Origin of the sequence: Actinoplanes flavus (genome assembly GCF_017592555.1) — a bacterium.
GTDB lineage: Bacteria > Actinomycetota > Actinomycetes > Mycobacteriales > Micromonosporaceae > Actinoplanes > Actinoplanes flavus.
In genome coordinates, this window is the sequence record NZ_JAGFNS010000014.1 from 87,057 (window position 1) to 103,630 (window position 16,574).

13 protein-coding genes are annotated in these 16,574 nt (G+C 71.7%); 3 read left to right on the top strand and 10 right to left on the bottom strand.

The window, feature by feature from the left end:
* From J5X75_RS22035 to J5X75_RS22070, 8 genes are all read right to left on the bottom strand, one after another.
* Nucleotides 1–744 carry a class I SAM-dependent methyltransferase gene (locus tag J5X75_RS22035; protein ID WP_208469372.1) on the bottom strand — a complete coding sequence of 248 codons (744 nt, stop codon included), beginning with the start codon at nucleotides 742–744 and terminating at the stop codon, nucleotides 1–3.
* Complete coding sequence (locus tag J5X75_RS22040) at nucleotides 734–1,759, bottom strand: hypothetical protein (RefSeq protein WP_208469373.1); 1,026 nt, start codon at nucleotides 1,757–1,759, stop codon at nucleotides 734–736. The genes J5X75_RS22035 and J5X75_RS22040 overlap by 11 nt, the downstream gene beginning before the upstream one ends.
* A 119-nt stretch (nucleotides 1,760–1,878) precedes the next feature.
* Nucleotides 1,879–2,844 (bottom strand): PLP-dependent transferase, encoded by a 966-nt coding sequence (locus tag J5X75_RS22045; protein WP_208469374.1) that lies wholly within the window; start codon nucleotides 2,842–2,844, stop codon nucleotides 1,879–1,881.
* The gene (locus J5X75_RS22050) at nucleotides 2,844–4,289 is read right to left on the bottom strand and encodes a radical SAM protein (protein WP_208469375.1); all 1,446 of its coding nucleotides are present in this window, start codon (nucleotides 4,287–4,289) and stop codon (nucleotides 2,844–2,846) included. Before J5X75_RS22050 ends, J5X75_RS22045 begins: the two co-directional genes overlap by 1 nt.
* Before the next feature lie 13 nt (nucleotides 4,290–4,302).
* Entirely contained in the window at nucleotides 4,303–4,758 is a 456-nt protein-coding gene (locus tag J5X75_RS22055) for an SAM-dependent methyltransferase (RefSeq protein WP_208469376.1), read from the bottom strand.
* A 2-nt stretch (nucleotides 4,759–4,760) separates the two neighbouring features.
* Nucleotides 4,761–5,810 (bottom strand): thioesterase domain-containing protein, encoded by a 1,050-nt coding sequence (locus J5X75_RS22060; RefSeq protein ID WP_208469377.1) that lies wholly within the window; start codon nucleotides 5,808–5,810, stop codon nucleotides 4,761–4,763.
* Nucleotides 5,807–7,003: an MFS transporter gene (locus J5X75_RS22065; RefSeq protein WP_208469378.1), complete on the bottom strand. Its 1,197-nt coding sequence runs from the start codon at nucleotides 7,001–7,003 to the stop codon at nucleotides 5,807–5,809. Before J5X75_RS22065 ends, J5X75_RS22060 begins: the two co-directional genes overlap by 4 nt.
* The gene (locus J5X75_RS22070; RefSeq protein ID WP_208469379.1) at nucleotides 6,997–7,647 is read right to left on the bottom strand and encodes an alpha/beta fold hydrolase; all 651 of its coding nucleotides are present in this window, start codon (nucleotides 7,645–7,647) and stop codon (nucleotides 6,997–6,999) included. The genes J5X75_RS22065 and J5X75_RS22070 overlap by 7 nt, the downstream gene beginning before the upstream one ends.
* 204 nt (nucleotides 7,648–7,851) lie before the next feature.
* On the opposite strand from J5X75_RS22070, the gene J5X75_RS22075 reads away from it, so the two are divergent.
* On the top strand, nucleotides 7,852–9,618 hold the full coding sequence (locus J5X75_RS22075; protein ID WP_238488815.1) for a flavin-containing monooxygenase: 1,767 nt from the start codon (nucleotides 7,852–7,854) through the stop codon (nucleotides 9,616–9,618).
* Nucleotides 9,606–11,063 carry an SMP-30/gluconolactonase/LRE family protein gene (locus J5X75_RS22080; protein ID WP_208469381.1) on the top strand — a complete coding sequence of 486 codons (1,458 nt, stop codon included), beginning with the start codon at nucleotides 9,606–9,608 and terminating at the stop codon, nucleotides 11,061–11,063. Before J5X75_RS22075 ends, J5X75_RS22080 begins: the two co-directional genes overlap by 13 nt.
* Nucleotides 11,064–11,081: 18 nt before the next feature.
* Here the strand turns inward: J5X75_RS22080 and J5X75_RS45550 are convergent, their stop codons facing one another.
* Nucleotides 11,082–12,125 (bottom strand): M15 family metallopeptidase, encoded by a 1,044-nt coding sequence (locus J5X75_RS45550; RefSeq protein ID WP_307798195.1) that lies wholly within the window; start codon nucleotides 12,123–12,125, stop codon nucleotides 11,082–11,084.
* Nucleotides 12,126–12,293: 168 nt separating this feature from the next.
* Between J5X75_RS45550 and J5X75_RS22090 the strand changes: the two genes are divergently transcribed.
* Nucleotides 12,294–15,062: a S8 family serine peptidase gene (locus tag J5X75_RS22090; protein ID WP_208469382.1), complete on the top strand. Its 2,769-nt coding sequence runs from the start codon at nucleotides 12,294–12,296 to the stop codon at nucleotides 15,060–15,062.
* A gap of 196 nt (nucleotides 15,063–15,258) precedes the next feature.
* Here J5X75_RS22090 and J5X75_RS22095 read toward each other — a convergent pair whose 3' ends face one another.
* Complete coding sequence (locus J5X75_RS22095; RefSeq protein ID WP_274383610.1) at nucleotides 15,259–16,464, bottom strand: MFS transporter; 1,206 nt, start codon at nucleotides 16,462–16,464, stop codon at nucleotides 15,259–15,261.
* Between the last annotated feature and the right edge of the window lie 110 nt (nucleotides 16,465–16,574).

Consider the following 16,574-nt stretch of genomic DNA (forward strand, 5'->3'; position numbering starts at 1 on the left):
TCAGCCCTTGCGGCGGGCCTTGATGTTCAGCCGGACGTAGTCGATCACCGGCTCCGGCAGGCGGCTCGCCACGTCGTGGACGAAGGCGCGGTGTTCGGATTCGGGGAGCCGGTCGACGTACGGGCCGATGACGACGGTGCCGAGGTAGCTTTCCAGTTGCTCGCCCGGTTCCAGGGTGGCCGGATCGTCGAGCAGGTCGACCTCGATGTCGGTGAACCCGTTTTCGCGCAGCCGTTCCACGGTCTCGTCGACGCCGGCGAAGTAGGCCGCGTCCGCCGGCTGGCCGAGCACGTCCTCGACGGCGCCGAGCACCCGCCGTACGCAGCCTTGGCCACCGCATTCGGCGACGAACCAGCCGCCCGGGCGCAGCACCTGGGCGATGTTGGCGAAAAGGGCGCTGTGGTCGTGGATCCAGTGGAAGGTGGCGACGCTGAACACCGTGTCGACCGGCTGCTCGACGGGCAGCGGCTTGGTCAGGTCGGCGTTGATCACGTCGACCCGGTCCAGTTTGCCGTCGAGTTTCGCCTTGAGCTGGGTGAGCATCTTGACCGAGCCGTCCACCGCCACGACCCGGCCCTCGGGGAGCATCTCGAGCAGGGCGAGGGTGTCCCGGCCGGTTCCGGCGCCCGCGTCCAGGACGGTCTCGGTGCCGGCGAGTTCCAGGCGGGCGAGGGTTCGTTTGCCCCAGAACTTGTGCGGCAGCGGCAGGGAGTCGTAGGTGGTGGCGTCCCATTCACGGGGCATCTGGTGTTCTCCGGTTCTCGATCTCGATGGATATGTCGGTGGGCTGGCGCAGCAGTTCCAGCACCGGGCCGGGGGCCGGGATCGGGGCTTGCGGGTCGAGGCACTGCACGAGGATGTCGCGCAACCCGACCGGGGCGCCGTCGAAACCGAGGCCGCCGCGCAGGTCCTGGCGGGCCGAGACGTGGACCTCGCCGCCGGTGCGGGCGAGGGTCTCGGCGGCGAGGGCGGCGAGCAGGCATTCCTCGGGCGACGGGCCGCGGTCGGTGCCGAACAACTGTTTCGGCCGGTCGACGACGATTGCACGGCCGGCGGCGGTGACCGTCGACCGGGCCCCCTGCTGCCACACGGCATACACCTCACCGACGACATCGACGTTCGGCGCCTCGGCAAGACCCGCCGATGGCGAACCAGGTGGCACCCCGGCAGATCCCGCCAACGGCGAACCAGACGATGCACCGCCAGAACCCGCCAACGGCGAGGCAGACGGCACCCCGGCAAAACCCGCCAACGGCGAGCCAGGCGATGCACCGCCAAAACCCGCCAACGGCGAACCAGACGATGCACCGCCAAAACCCGCCAACGGCGAGGCAGACGGCACCCCGGCAAAACCCGCCAACGGCGAGCCAGGCGATGCACCGCCAGAACCCGCAGACGACGAGCCAGGCGATGGACCGGCCAGGTGCACCGGTTGCGAGCCGTCGGGTGTCACGAGCAGCATGCGTACGGGATTCGCCTCGCCCAGGGTGCGCAGGATGACGCTGTACCGGCGGACATGGTCGACGGCCGCCGCCAGCTGGGCCGGTGTGACCAGACCGGCGACGTCGAGGTGCACTGCCATTGTCGGCGCTCGCCCGGCGTACCCCCGGATGTTGATCTTCGTGGGGAGCGCGCCCTGCCGGGTGAGTGAGATGGCGACGGTGGCCGCGGTGTCGGCGGCGAGTGCGGTGAGCAGCAGCGCGACCGGATCGCCGGCGACGGTGAAGGGCCGGGTGACGCGGGTCGGCCCGAGCAGCATGGGCCGCACGGTGATCTCCGGCCCGGCGGCGGACACGCTGATCGCGGCCTGCGCCTCCCAGGAGGCCCGGCGGACGGTTCCGGCGAGTTCGCGCCATCCGGCCAGGTCGACTCCGGCGATCATGCGGCGTCCTCCGGGGACAGCAAGGCCCGCAGCCGCCCGATCAGCTCGGCCGCGTCGTCGTGTCCGGCGGCGACCCGGACGAGGTGCGGGTCGAGGCCGGGTTGTTCCCAGGCGGGCACCGTGATCGCGCCACCGGTCCGGGCGACGTCGACCGGCACGTGGGTGGTGAACGACAGCAGCCCGCCGAAGCCGGTGTGTGTCTCCACCGCCCACGGCGCCTCGTCGAAGCCGGCCCGGTGGACCGTCGCGACCGCCGGCTGTTTGCGCAGGAATTCGGCGATCTCGTCGGCGTGCCGGTGGTGGGCGGCCATCCGCAGGTCGAGGGTGCGCAGCGCCTGGGCCAGCATCCGGTCCGACCAGGGATCGGGGCGCCCACCGGTTCTGGCCACCTGCGCGCTGATCCGGCGCAGCAGCCGCGCCGGACCGCAGACCGCCGACAACCCGAGCCCGGCCTGGTCGTCGAGGTAGGGGGTGCAGGCCTCGACGACGACGGTGGCGCCGAGGTCGAGGGGCCGCAGCTGGGCCGGGGTCAGGGCGGTGTTGTCGACGACCAGAAGCAGGTCGGTACTGTGGGAGAGCGCCGCGAGGTCGTTGACCGGGATCGGCCGCATCTCCGGGTCGGTCATCGATGCGGTGAGGATGAGCTGGGTTCGCGGGTCGACCAGGGCGGCGACCGCGTCGAGGTCGCCGCAGTCCACGAAGTCGACGGTCCGCCCGGATTCCCGGAACTCCTGCTCGACGTGTTCGCGGGCGGCGCCGCGGAGGCCGGCGGAGACGATCACGTGGCCGCCCGGGTTGGTGAGCGCGGCCAGGGCGTACGCCGTCGCCGCGCCCGCCCCGGACAGGACCACCGCGGTCTCGGCGCCGTGCAGGTCGCACAGCCGCTGTTCGGCGCCGCTGAGGACGGCCGGGGCCGGCCGGTCGTCGCCGGCCAGCCATCCGGTGTCGGGGGATCCGCTCATCAACGCCTGCATACCGGGGCGTCGGACAGGCTGATCCGCTGGTGGAAGTAGTGGTAGATGATCTCCTCGTGGAGGGCCTCACCGTCCAGGGTGGGTTTCAGCGCGGCTCCGCCGTCGACCACCTCGACCAGTTTCCGGTCGATCAGGTCGGAGAACGCCGACGCGAACGGCTCGGTTTCGAGGAGGTCGGCGCCGAACTGCCGCTTGTAGCGGTCGAGGACGATCGGCTGGTTGGCCTTGAAGTTGAAGCCGAGCGCGGTGCCGATCGCCTTGTGCCCGTCGAGGCGGCGGCCGTACGCCAGCGGCAGGTCCGGCTGCGTCTGCATGTATCGCACGTACCCGGAGATGTCGGTGTCGTTGTGGGTTTGCACGAACTCGGCGCCGTCGCCGGTGAGCCACCCGTAGGCGCCGGGCCCGTGCGCGATCATCGTGTCGTAGTGTTCCCATTTGTTCTTCGAGGTCTGCGGGATGTTGCCGCCCTCGTAGGTGCCGGGCCGGCTCCACCAGCCGCACGGGCTGGGGTAGTAGTCGTGGTCGAGCAGCACCTCGACGGCCGCCTGCCGCATGGCGTAGGTGGAGGTCAGGTCCGGGAAGTAGCCCTGCTGGACGAGCCGGTCGCGGACCGCCGGATTGTTCCAGACGGCCCGGTTGCCGATGCCCATCTCGGCCCGGTCGGCGTTGCGCAGCCGGTAGATGGTGATCGTCGGGACGCCGAGTTCGGTGAGGGCGGTGAGGTCGGCGCGCACCGACTCGGGTGTCTGGTAGGGCAGCCCGAACATCATGTCGACGTTGAACGGGCAGCCGGTGTCGAGCAGGTTCCGGACGGCGGACAGCGACTCCTCGGCCGTGTGCCGCCGTTTGGTGAACTCGTTGACCTCGTCCTGGAGCGACTGCACGCCGAGGCTGAACCGGTTGAAGCCGAGGTCCCGGGCGAGCAGCAGGTTGTCGCGGGTGAAGTTCTCCGGGTTGCCCTCGATGTTGAACTCGGCGCCGTCGGTCACCTGGTAGTGGCGGCGCACGTGCTCGACCAGCGGGGTGATCGTGTCGGCGCTGGTGAGCAGCAGCGCCGCGGTGCCGCCGCCGATGTAGAACGAGTCGATCCGGGCGCCGGACACCCAGCCGAACCGGTCCAGCCAGCGCCGGGACTCCTCGATCAGCAGGTCCTGCCACAGCCGCAGCGACGAGTCCTCCTTACCGCGGGGGACCAGGCGCTTGACGTAGTTGCAGAAGTGGCAGATGTAGTTGCACAGCGGCAGGTGGAAGTAGAGGTGGGCCGGCTGGCCGGCGCCGGGGAAGGCCGCGATCTCGTCGGTGAGTTCCGCGGGGGTGAGCCGGCCGCCCTCGTTCGAGGTGACGTTGATGTTGTACTCGTCGCGGGGAATCTGGAGCGCCGGGTTGCGCTCCAGGAGGGCTCCAAGGTCGAGTTCCAGGTCATGAACGGCCATGCTGATGTCCTTCCTAGAGGTAATAGGACTTCATGACGTCGTGCACCCAGCCGGGTTCGCGGACGGCCTCGGCGGGCGGGACCATGGCGCTGAGGAACGCCTTGACGTCCAGCACCGGGGTGCCGTCGATGGCGTCGAGGCCGCGGACGTGCAGGCGCAGCCCGTCGACGCGGATCAGCTCGCAGCGGGAGACGCCGAGGTGGTTGGGGCGGTCCTTGACCCGCTGAGCGAGCACGCCGACCTTCGGCAGGGCGGTGTTGCCGCGCGGGTGCCGGGCGCCGCGGGTGGTCTTGGCCGGGTCGCACAGGTGGAAGGAGAAGACCACCTCGATGTGGGAGAACTCCTCCAGGCCGAGGGTGGCGTCGGCGTCGACTTGGGTGGCGTCGAGTTCGATCACCGAGTCGACCTTGCCCCAGTGGTCGTCCTCGGGGGTGGTGCGCTCGTTGCGGACGATGCCGATCGGTGTCACTGTTATTCCTCCGTGGTTGTGGCGGCGTCGATGAGGGCGGCGATGGTCTCCACCTGGCCGGGTTCGATCATGCTGAAGTGGTGGCCGGGCACGTCGTGGATGACCAGTTCGCCGGCCCGCCGGGTCCAGTCCAGGTCGCGGGGCAGCAGGACGGGTTCCATGGCGTGGTCGGTCACCCGGTAGAGGGTGACGGTGCCCGGGTAGCCGGCCGGGTCGTAGCCGACCAGGGCGTCCAGGTTGTACCGGTACATGTCGACCATCCGCAGCAGCCGGTCGCGGTCGAAGTCGGCCGGTACGGTGCCGGCCGCGACCGCCTCGGTCAGCAGGAGCTCGGCGCGCGCGTCCGGCTCCATGGCGCGTACCTCGTCCAGGTCGAGGTCGAGCTTGAGGCCGCGGCGCAGCAGGGCGTTGAGCGCGTAGTCCTCGTCGCCGCCGGTGTCCGCGGTGGGCCGGGTGTCCAGCAGCCCGACCAGGCCGACCGGTTCCCCGGCGGCGTGCAGCTGCTTGGCGATCTCGTAGGCGTACACGCCGCCCATCGAGTAGCCGACCAGGTGCCACGGTTTCCCGGCCGGGTGGATCTTGCGGGCCCGGGTGACGAAGTCGGCGGCCACGTCCTCGACCGTGGTGAGCGGCTGCTCCCCCGGCTGGAGGCCGACCGACTGCAACGCCCAGAACGGCCGGTTGCGGGGCAGCGCCTGCATGAGCCGTACGTAGACCAGGGTGGTGCCGGAGACCGGCGGCAGCCCGTAGACCGGGGCCAGGTCCGGGTCGCCGTGCCGCAGCCGGGCCAGCGGGCTGGGCGCCTCCCCCGGGTTGCCGCTCCGCACGATCTCGGCGAGTTTCGCGATGGTGTTGGCTTCGAGGAGCTGCCCGGCGGTGACGTCCACGCCGAACAGCCGGCGGATGCCGACCACCACGCTGATCGCCAGCAGCGAGTGCCCGCCGACCTCGAAGAAGTCGTCGTGCACCCCGACCTCGGGGATGCCGATGATCTCCCGCCACAGGTCGGCGATCTGGAGTTCGGCCGGGTCACGCGGCGCGACGGTGGTCATGGGCTGCTCCGTTCGTACTGGTGGGCGCGGGCGGTGGCCGGGCCGGTCGCCCAGCCGGCGGCCAGGAAGGCGGCGGCCAGCACGAACCAGCCCGGCCGGCCGCCCTCGATCAGCAGCAGGGTGAGGGCGGCCGGTGCGATCATCTGGGACACGGCCGCCCCGGAGTTGAAGAAGCCCTGGTACTGGCCCTGCCGGTCGGGCGGCGCCAGTTCGAAGGCGAACACCCAGCCGGCCGACGACTGGACCATCTCGCCGTAGACGTGCAGGCCCGCGGCGGCCACCAGCAGCACCGTCGCCACCACGGCCGAGCGGCCGTCCGACGCCGCGAAGAACAGGCACATGCCGGCCAAGACCAAGGCAGACGTACGGGTGGCGCGCACCGCCGTCGCCACGGTGTCGATGCCGGTCGTGACCCGCACCTGCAACAGCACGACGGTGACCGTGTTCAGCACGACCAGGGCGGCGGTCAGCGGTTTCGGCGCGCCGGTGTGCAGCACGATCCACAGCGGCAGGATCACCTCGAGCACCGGCATGTGTAGCGACATCACCATGTTGAGCAGGGTGAGCACGGCGTAGGGCCGGTCCCGCAGGACGGCCAGGCGCGGCTCGCCGGGCTGCCGGCCGGCGGCGGTGGGCGGGGTGGCCGGCAGCCGGCGCAGCAGGACGGCGCAGCCGAGGAACGACAGCGCGTCCAGGCCGAGCACGATCCGGTACGCCTGCGGGGTGTCCGCCGCCAGGGCCAGCGCCCCGACGCCGGCGCCGATCGCCATGCCGATGTTGGTGACCACCCGCAGCCGGGCGCGGGCCTGCACCAGGTCCTGCCCGGAGAGGACGGCGGCCATCAGGGCCTGACGGGCCGCGTACCCGCCGCGGTCGAACGCCGCCCACGCGCAGGCGATCGCGACGAACGCCGGATAGGAGCCGAGGACGATGTAGCCGGCCGCGGCGACCCCGGTAAGGGCCACCAGCAGCACGGCGACGCGACGGGCGCCGTACCGGTCGGCGAGGTGGCCGGCCGGGACACCGGCCAGCACCCCGGCGACTCCGGCGGCGGCCAGGCCGACACCGAGCGCCGCCGGGGAGAACCCGAGGACCTGGGTGAAGTAGAGCGCCGAGCAGGTGGCGAACGCGCCGTTGCCGATGTTGGTGACCAGCTGCGCGGTCACCAGTTTCCGGGCGGGGCCGGTCAGCATGGGCGCCCGGTGATGACGGCGGCGAGGCGGGCCGGGTCGTCGAGGCAGGTGCCGTGGTCGCCGGGGATCGTGGTGACCCGGATTCCGGCGGCGGTCATCCGGCCCCGCTCCTCGGGCCCGATCATGTCGCTGTGCTGGGCGGCGAGCACGTGCACCGGGATGCCGAGGCGCTCGACCATGCGGCCGTACCGGTACATCCACCGCAGGTAGCTGCCCTCGGCCCACTCGTCGGCCTCGTGCTGGGCCGGGTCCGCGGTGAACGACTGGTCGATCACCACGAGGCTGCGGATCAGGCCGTCACCCCAGGTGGCGGCACAGGCGGCGCCGACCAGGGCGCCGTACGAGTAGGCGATCACGTCGACCGGTGGACGCAGCAGATCGGCGACCCGGTGCACGTCGGCGGCGAAGTCGAGCACCGAGTAGCCCCAGGCCGGGCGGGGGCTGTCGCCGTGGGCGCGTAGTGACACGTACATCGACCGTGTCGCCGGCGGCAGCGCGGCGCCCAGCGCGCGCAGCTGGTGTTTGTCGCCGCCGAACCCGTGCAGGAACAGCCGGGACGGCCCGGCCGGACCTGTGACCAGGTCGAAGTCGATCAGCTGAATTCCCGGTACGCCGGCCAGCGCCGGCGTCGTTGACCTGCTCAAACTGTCATCCCCGTGTGAGTTCGTTCAGGTGCGCCCCGGCCATCCTCTTTCTTCACCGGACCGGTGAGGAAGCCCTCGCCACTGTCGGATCTCCGCATGGCAGAGATCCGCCTGACTCGATGGGTTGATCAATGTGGACGTTTCGCCAGTCACGTGCTTTAAAGTTTGCGATGCATGCCACGGGGGCCTGTCGGAAGGGGACGTATGTCCACGACCCGCGACATCGAAGCGCTGCGCGCGAAGTACCGTGCCGAGCGCGACCGCCGGATCCGCCCGGACGCCGGCGGGCAGTACCGCTCCACGGCCGCCGGCGAGTTCGGCTACTACGCGAAGGATCCGTACACCGAGCGCATCGAACGGGATCCGGTGTCCGACCGGGTCGAGGCCACCGTGATCGGCGGCGGGTTCGGCGGTCTGCTCACCGGGGCCCGGCTGCGCCAGGCGGGTGTGCGGGACATCCGGATGATCGACGAGGCGGGCGACTTCGGCGGCACCTGGTACTGGAACCGGTACCCCGGCATCCACTGCGACATCGAGGCGACCGTCTACCTGCCGCTGCTGGAGGAGGTCGGCTACGTCCCGAAGTGGCGGTACGCGCCGGGCGAGGAGATCCGGCAGCACGCGGTGGCGATCGCCAAGCGGTTCGACCTCTACCAGGACACCCTGTTCCACACCAAGGTCACGTCGCTGACCTGGGACGACGACGCGTGCGAGTGGCAGGTGACCACGGACCGGGGTGACGCGTTCCGATCCCGGTACGTGGTGATCTCCTCGGGCCTGCTGACCCAGGCGAAGCTGCCCGGCATCCCCGGCATCGACGAGTTCCGCGGGCACACGTTCCACACCAGCCGGTGGGACTACGGCTACACCGGCGGCGACCAGACCGGCGGCCTGGACGGGCTGGCCGGCAAGCGGGTCGCGGTGATCGGCACCGGCGCCACCGGCATCCAGGTGATCCCGCACCTGGCCGAGTCGGCCCGGCACCTGTTCGTCTTCCAGCGCACCCCGTCGACCGTCGACGTCCGCGACAACCGGCCCACCGACCCCGCGTGGGCCGCCGACCTGAAGCCGGGCTGGCAGCAGGAGCGGATGGACAACTTCCTGACCATCGTCAGCGGCGGGCACGCCGACGTGGACCTGATCGACGACCGGTGGACCGCGAACGCCAGACTCCAGCGCACGTTTCTGAGCGGCACCCGCTCCGAGCTGACCGGCGAGGAGCTGGAGCTGGCCGACGCGGCCACCATGGACGGCATCCGCGCCCGGGTGGACGAGGTGGTCGCCGACCCGGCCGTGGCCGCGTTGCTGAAGCCCTGGTACCGCTACATGTGCAAGCGGCCCACCTTCAGCGACCACTATCTCCAGGCGTTCAACCGGCCGAACGTCACGCTGGTGGACACCGCGGACCACGGCGGCGTCACCGGCATGACGGCCGGCTCGGTCGTGGTCGGCGACCAGGAGTACGCGGTGGACTGCGTCGTCTTCGCCACCGGGTTCGAGGTCGGCATCTCCGGCGTGCTGTCCGGGACGTTGCGGGTGACCGGCCGCGGCGGGCGCGACATCTTCGAGCACTGGGCGACCGGCTTCCGGACTCTGCACGGGTTCACCAGCCACGGGTTCCCGAACCTGTTCCAGCTCGGGCCGATCCACAACGCGAACGCGGTGAACTTCGTCCACATCCTCCAGGAGCAGGCCACCCACATCGGCGCGATGGTCGCGGAGGCCCGTGAGCGGGGCGCCCCGCGGATCGAGCCGACCCTGGCCGCCGAGGACGAGTGGGCCGCCACCATCGGCCGCAACGCGCACGACAGCTACGCGTTCCAGGCCGAGTGCACGCCCGGCTACTACAACAACGAGGGCCGGCCGATGGCGGAGAGCTTCTCCTTCGGTCCGGGCCCGATCGTCTTCCACGACACCCTGCGCCGCTGGCGCACCGACGGCGGAATGGAGCAGGTGCTGTGGAACGGTTGACCGGACCCTCGCCGCTGCGCGGGTCGAACGGCATCGCGTTCGGCCCGGACGGGCTGCTGTACGTGGCCGAGTACCTGGCCGGGCGGATCCGCACGGTCGACGTCGACACCGGTGAGGTTTCGGTGCTGGTCGGCGCGGACGGGCCGGTGCAGTCCCCCGACGACCTGGCGTTCGACGCCGACGGCAACCTCTACGTCGTCGATCTGGCGCCCGGCCTGGTGTGGCGGCGCACCCCGGCCGGCGACCTGAGCGTGGTGGCCGAGGGCATCCGCAATCCGAACGGCATCTGCTGCCTGGGCAACCGGCTGTTCGTCAACGAGATGGCCTTCGCCGGGCGGGTGCTGGAGATCGGCCCGGGTGAGCCGGCCGTGCTGGCCGAGGGCCTGATGCTCGGCAACGCCATGCAGGCCGGACCGGACGGGCTCCTGTACTTCCCGCACATGTTCCCGGGCTCGGTGCACCGGGTCGGCCCGGACGGCGGCGAACCGGAGCTGTTCGCCGACGAACTGCCGCAGACCGTGGCCGTCCGCTTCGACCGCGACGGCGTCCTGCACGTGCTGCTGGTCGACGAGAACGGCACCGTCGTGCGCATCGACGGCGACCGGCGGACCACGATCACGACCGGGGTGCCGGGCCTGGACAACGCGGCGTTCTCCGGCGACAACCGGATGTTCGTGTCCAGTTTCGCCACCGCCGGGATCACCGAGGTGCTGCCGGACGGGACCACCCGGGAGATCGTGCCGCACGGCTTCGCGGGTCCCTACGACGTGGCGGTCGACGACGACGGGAAGGTGCACACCGCCGACCACTACCGGATCGACCGGGCGCTGCTGCCGTTCGCGCACGGCCTGGCCGCCTCCGGCGACCAGCTGCATTTCACCTCGCAGTACGGCCAGACCGGAACCTACGACCGGATCTCCGGGTCGGTGCGCATGCGCGAGGTCGCCTTGGCTCACCCTCTCGGCATCGCGGTACGCCCGGACGGTTCCGTGGTGATCGCCGAGTCCGGCGCCGGCCGGGTCCTGGCGATCGCCGCCGACGACACGGTCGAGGTGCTGGCCGAGGGTCTGGGCCGCCCGGCCGGGGTGGCGGTCGGCGCGGACGGCGGCTGCTACGTCAGCGACGAGGAGCGCGGCGCCGTCTACCGTCTCGAGGACGGCAAGCCGGTCGCGGTGGCCGAGGGCCTGGCCGCCCCGCAGGGCCTGGCCGTCGTCGACGGCCGCCCGGTGGTCGTCGAGTCGGGCCGCCGCCGCCTGATCGCGCTCGGGCCGCAGCCGCGGGTGCTGGCCGAGGACCTGCCGGTCGTGCCGCCCCGCGACCCGCAGCCGGCTCTCATGGTGCACGACCTGCCCGGGGTGCCGCGCCCCTTCGCGGGCCTGGCCACCGGCCCGGACGGCGCCCTGCACCTGGCCGGCAACGCCGACGGCAGCATCCTGCGCCTCTGACGCCGGCCACCGATCCGGTCAGCCGCCGGTGATGGACCAGTGCCAGGCCTCGGAGGGCAGGTTGACGTAGCCGTACTTGGCGGCGTTGGCGGTCAGCCACTTGAAGGCCTTGGTCTTCTTGGTGAGCGATTTTCCGCCGGAGGTGATGTCGACGGCCAGGCCGAGCTCGTGCAGGGAGCGGCCCGGGATGGCGGTCGGGACGCGGCAGGAGGAGGCCGGCGCGGTCCACACGTCGGGGCAGCCGTTGATCTTGCGGAGTTCGATCTGGCGCTGCTTGGTGCGGAACCCGCCGCCGGAGATCTCGATGCCGTCGGCGCGGGCGTCGTCGACCATCCGCTTGAAGGCGTAGGCGACGTTGCGGTGCACCGTGGTGCCGTAGACCGTGGTGGTGTCGGCGATGGCGAATTTCGGGCGGACCGCGGTGACCACGTCACGGCTGAGCGCGGTGGCCTGCGTGGCGTAACCGGCCGCGGTGCCGGCGGTGGCGATGCTCCGCTCGGTCCTCGGGATCGCCGCGGCGGTGGCCTGCCGGGCGGCGGCCGCCTTGCGCAGGCCGGTGGCGGCGCTCGTGGCCTGGGCCTTGGCGGCGCGCAGGACGGCGGCGGACTCGTGCAGCCTCTTGCGGCGGGCGTCGCGGGTGGCGGTGGCGCGGGTGACGGCCGTGGTCGCCCTGGTGACGGCCTTCTTCTTGCGGGGGCGCTGCTTCGACACCCGGGTCAGGGCGGTCTTGGTGTCGGTGAGCGCGCGTTCGGCGGCCTGGAGCCGCCCGTTCACGGCCGCGTGCGCGGTGGTGACGTCGGCGAGTCTCTTGCGGGCGGCGGCGTCGGCCCTGGTGGCGGTGGTGACCTCGGCGGTACGGGTCTTGAGAGCCGCCTTCTGGGTGGCCAGAATGCCGCGCAACTTCGCTTTCGTCGCGTCGACAGTGAGGCTGCGGTACATGAGCTTGCTGTAGTTCTGCGCGACTCCGGGGACGGCGGCGTGGGCGGTGCCGGGGGTGCCGACGATCGGGGCAGCGACCGCGAGTGCCGTGGCCATCGCGGTGATGATCCGTGTCTTCCTCACCTGACGTGCGCTCCTTGCCTTCCGGGTGCGTGGTCGTACCACGATCCGATCCGGCGGGTGCGGCTCGGAACCGGTCGGAGAGCGAACCGGTTGCGGTGCTCGAACATTGATCCCGATCCCGATAACATCCACGGACATCGAATCGACAGATGTCAGTGGGGGGACTGCATGCTTCGAAGAACCGTTGCTGCTCTCGCTATCGGCGCCACCGTGGTCGGGATCACCGGCACCGCGGCCCGCGCCGGAGCGCCCGACGACAAGGCCTACGCACAGATCGCCGCCCTGCAGGAACTCAAGAAGTCGATGACCCCGGACGAACGCAAGCTCGACAGCCGGCTCGCCGTCGAGCTACGCAAACGGGACAGCAAGGTGGCCGCGAGCGCACTGCCGGCGCTCACCACCGGTGTCGAGGTCACCAAGTCCGGCACGGTCGAGGTGCAGGTGCACGCCGAGAAGGTCGGCGACGACCTGCTCGACCGGCTCCGCAAGATCGGCGCGGGGATCCGTTTCCCGTCCGAACAGACCGGGACGGTCCTGGTCGAGGCGCCCCTCGGCACGCTGCCGGAGATCGCCTCCTGGAAGGACGTGACCGCGGTCAACCTGGAGCACGGCGCGATCACCGGCCACCAGAAGGACCCGGACGCCAAGCCGAGGACCGAGTCCAAGGAGAGCAAGACCACCCGGATCGAGACGGCCCTCAAGGCGGCCCCGAAACTGACCACGGCGGCCGCCGGCTCGGTGGTCTCCGAGGGCGACCGCACGCACGCCGCCGACACGGCCCGCACCCGGCACAAGGTGACCGGCGTAGGGGTGAAGGTCTGCGCACTGTCCGACGGCGTGGACTCGCTCGCCGACTCGCAGGCCTCCGGCGACCTGCCCGCCGACGTCGACGTCCTGCCCGGCCAGGAGGGCGAGGGCGACGAGGGCACCGCGATGCTGGAGATCATCCACGACCTGGTGCCGAAGGCCGAGCTGGGCTTCGCCACGGCGTTCACCAGCGAGGCCAGCTTCGCCGAGAACATCCGGGCGCTGCGCTTCACCGGCGGCTGCGACATCATCGTCGACGACGTCGTCTACTACCACGAGAGCCCGTTCCAGGACGGTCTTCCGGCGCAGGCGGTCAACGCGGTGACCGCGGACGGCGCGTACTACTTCAGCTCGGCCGGCAACGAGGGCAACACCCTCGACGGAAGCTCCGGCAACTGGGAGGGCGACTTCGCCGACTCGGGGCTGGGACTGGGCAAGTTCGCCGGCGACGCGCACGACTTCGACCCGGGCGAGGGCGTGTCGATCCTCAACCCGCTGTCGCCCAACAGCGACGGCCGGATCACCACCCTGTGGTGGGCGGACCCGCTGGCCGGGTCGGCCAACGACTACGACCTGTACCTGATCAACTCGGCCGGCAACGTGACGTCGTTCTCGCAGGACGTGCAGGACGGCGACGACGACCCGTGGGAGATCCTCCAGACCGGCGCCACCACCGGCCAGCGGCTGGCGGTCGTCAAGTTCGCCGGCGCCGACCGGTACCTCCAGCTCACCGTGTTCCGCGGCCGGATGGGCTTCGCCACCCCGGGCGTGCTGCGCGGGCACAGCGCCGCCGAGAACGCGTTCGCCGTGGCGGCCACCCCGGCGGCGGCCGCGCTGCCGTTCGACCTGGAGACCGGCGACCCGGCGAACCCGGTCGGGCCGTACCCGAACGTGCACACCCGCCAGTCACAGCCGGAACGGTTCACCTCGGACGGGCCGCGCCGGGTGTTCTACGCCGCCGACGGCACGCCGTACACGCCGGGGAACCTGTCGTCCACCGGTGGTGTGGTGCGGGCCAAACCGCAGATCACCGCGGCCGACGGGGTCACCACGTCGCTGTCCGACTTCAACCCGTTCTTCGGCACCTCGGCGTCGGCGCCGCACGCCGCCGCGATCGCCGCGCTGGCGCTCTCCGGGAACCCGGGGCTGACCGGCGAGGAGATCCGGGCCGCGCTCACGTCGACCGCCCTGGATCTGGCGCCGGCCGGGTTCGACCAGCGCACCGGCAGCGGCGTGATCCGGGCCGACCTGCTGCTGCGCAACACCGGCGCCACCCCGCAGCCACTGGTCCGGGCCGGCACGCCGACGGTCACCCCGACCAGCGGCGACGGCGACGCCTATCTGGAGCCGGGCGAGAAGGCCACGGTCACGGTGCCCGCCGCCAATGAGGGCGACGGCACGGCGACCGGGGTCAGCGTGGTGGTGTCCACCTCGGATCCGGGGGTGACGGTCACACCGCGGTCCCGGTCGTACGGCACCATCGCGGCGGGCGCCACCAAGACCCGCGACTACACGGTGACGCTGGCCGCCGACTACCCGCTGGGCCGGCCGGTGACGTTGCAGACCCGGGTCACCTTCGCCGGGGTGCTGTCGCCGACCGACCGGGCGGTGAACGTGCCGGTGGGGCAGCCGTCGGCGACGGTGCGCGACTTCGCCTACGGCGGCCCGGCGGTGCCGATCCCGGACAACGACCCGACCGGGGCCTCCGCCACGGTGGAGGTCAGCGGCGTCGGGTTCGCGTCGGCGCTGACCGTGTCGATCGACGGCACCGCCTGCTCCACGGCCACCGGCGCCACCACGGTCGGCGTCGACCACACCTTCGTGGGCGACCTGATCGGCACGCTGAGGGCGCCGGACGGCCGGTCGGTGACGCTGTTCTCGCGGACCGGGGGCAGCGGCAACAACCTGTGCCAGGCGGTGTTCGACGACGCGGCCGCGACACCGTTCGCGTCGGCGCTGTCCACCAACGCGCCGTTCACCGGCAGCTGGCGGCCGGCCACCCCGCTGTCGGCGCTGCGGGCCGCGCCGGTCGACGGCACATGGACGCTGCACGTCGCCGACCGGGTCGGCACCGACACCGGGTCGATCCGGGCGTTCTCGCTGCACATCGCCGGGTACGAGGCGGCCTGATGACGACCGTCCGGGCGTGTGCGCACGCGCCCGGACGGTCCCATCAAAGGGCGCACACGCCCGGACGGTCCCATCAAGAGGCGCACACGCCCGGACGGTCCCATCAAGAGGCGCACACGCCCGGACGGTCCCATCAAGAGGCGCACACGCCCGGACGGTCCCATCAAGAGGCGCACGCGCCCGGACGGTCCCGGCGTCACGCGTGGGCGACGCGGCCCCGCGGCGGGCGGCGGCCCACCGACAGCACGTCGAGCAGCAGGGCGGCGCCGGCCACCAGGGCCAGCAGGACCAGACCCAGCGCGTACGAGTCGAGCCGCTGGTAGATGCCGCCCATGACCAGTGGCGGCACGAACCCGCCGAGCCCGCCCGCGGCGCCGACGATCCCGGTCACCGAACCGACCTGGGCGGGTGGCGCGATCTGGGCGACCAACGCGAACGTCGCGCCACTGCCCGCGCCGAGGGCGGCGGCCATGGACAGGAACGCGATCGTGCCGAGCGGCATGAGCGGTGGCGTGAACGCCTGCATCAGCGCGCCGGCCATCACCACGACCAGGCACACGGCCAGCACCCGGGCCGGTGGCGTCCGGTCGGAGAGCCAGCCGCCGATCGGTCGCATGATCACCGCGAGTACCACGAATCCGGCCATCCGGTTGGAGGCGTCGGCCGGGGTCAGCCCGTAGGCGGTCTTCAGGTAGGCGGGCAGGTAGACCGAGAACGCCACGTAGCCGCCGAACGTGACCGCGTACAGCGCGGCCGCCTGCCAGGTGATCCGCAGTCGCATGGCGGCGCCGAGGCGTTGCGCCAGCGGCTCGGTGGGCACGGTCCGGCCGGGCGCGTCACGCAGCAGCGTCCAGGCCACGACGGCGTACGCGAACAGCGCCCCCGCCGTGATCAGGAACGGGGTGGCCATGCTCCCGGCGTCGACCAGCTTGACCGTGGTGAGCGCGCTGATCGCCGTCCCGCCCATGCCGACGCCGAACACGCCGACCGCGAAGCCGCGCCGCTCCGGCGGGAACCAGGCGTTGACGAACGGGACGCCGACCGCGAAGGCGGTACCGGCGATGCCCAGGAAAAAGCCGCCGACCAGCAGCGACGCCAGCGCGTCGTGGCCCCACAGTCCCAGGTAGAGCACCGGGACGATGGTGATCAGTGTGATCAGCGGGAGCATGATCCGGCCGCCGTAACGGTCGGTGAGCGCCCCGACCGGGATCCGGCCGACCGAGCCGACCACCACCGGGACAGCCACCAGCAGCGCCTGCTGGAACGAGGTGAGGCCCAGTTCGGCCTGGAATCTGCTGGCCAACGGGCTGAGCAGCGCCCAGGCCCAGAAGTTGAGGGCGAACCCGAGGGTGGCCAGGAACAGCATCAGGTTGGGGCGGCCGGTCGTCGGTGAAGTGCTCATCGAAAACCTTCCGTGGAAACCCCCGGCTTCAGCCGTGGGGAGGAGTCGGATTGCCTGCGGAGCAGGTCGGGAATAGCCGATCCGCCGGCAGGGCGGATGGGCGTCTGGTC

Excerpts from the sequence above, each read along its gene's own strand:
- J5X75_RS22035 (WP_208469372.1), bottom strand. The coding sequence starts at position 744 with ATGCCCCGTGAATGGGACGCCACCACCTACGACTCCCTGCCGCTGCCG.
- J5X75_RS22040 (WP_208469373.1), bottom strand. The coding sequence starts at position 1,759 with ATGCTGCTCGGGCCGACCCGCGTCACCCGGCCCTTCACCGTCGCCGGC.
- J5X75_RS22045 (WP_208469374.1), bottom strand. The coding sequence starts at position 2,844 with ATGAGCGGATCCCCCGACACCGGATGGCTGGCCGGCGACGACCGGCCG.
- J5X75_RS22050 (WP_208469375.1), bottom strand. The coding sequence starts at position 4,289 with ATGGCCGTTCATGACCTGGAACTCGACCTTGGAGCCCTCCTGGAGCGC.
- J5X75_RS22060 (WP_208469377.1), bottom strand. The coding sequence starts at position 5,810 with ATGACCACCGTCGCGCCGCGTGACCCGGCCGAACTCCAGATCGCCGAC.
- J5X75_RS22065 (WP_208469378.1), bottom strand. The coding sequence starts at position 7,003 with ATGCTGACCGGCCCCGCCCGGAAACTGGTGACCGCGCAGCTGGTCACC.
- J5X75_RS22075 (WP_238488815.1), top strand. The coding sequence starts at position 7,852 with ATGTCCACGACCCGCGACATCGAAGCGCTGCGCGCGAAGTACCGTGCC.
- J5X75_RS22090 (WP_208469382.1), top strand. The coding sequence starts at position 12,294 with ATGCTTCGAAGAACCGTTGCTGCTCTCGCTATCGGCGCCACCGTGGTC.
- J5X75_RS22095 (WP_274383610.1), bottom strand. The coding sequence starts at position 16,464 with ATGAGCACTTCACCGACGACCGGCCGCCCCAACCTGATGCTGTTCCTG.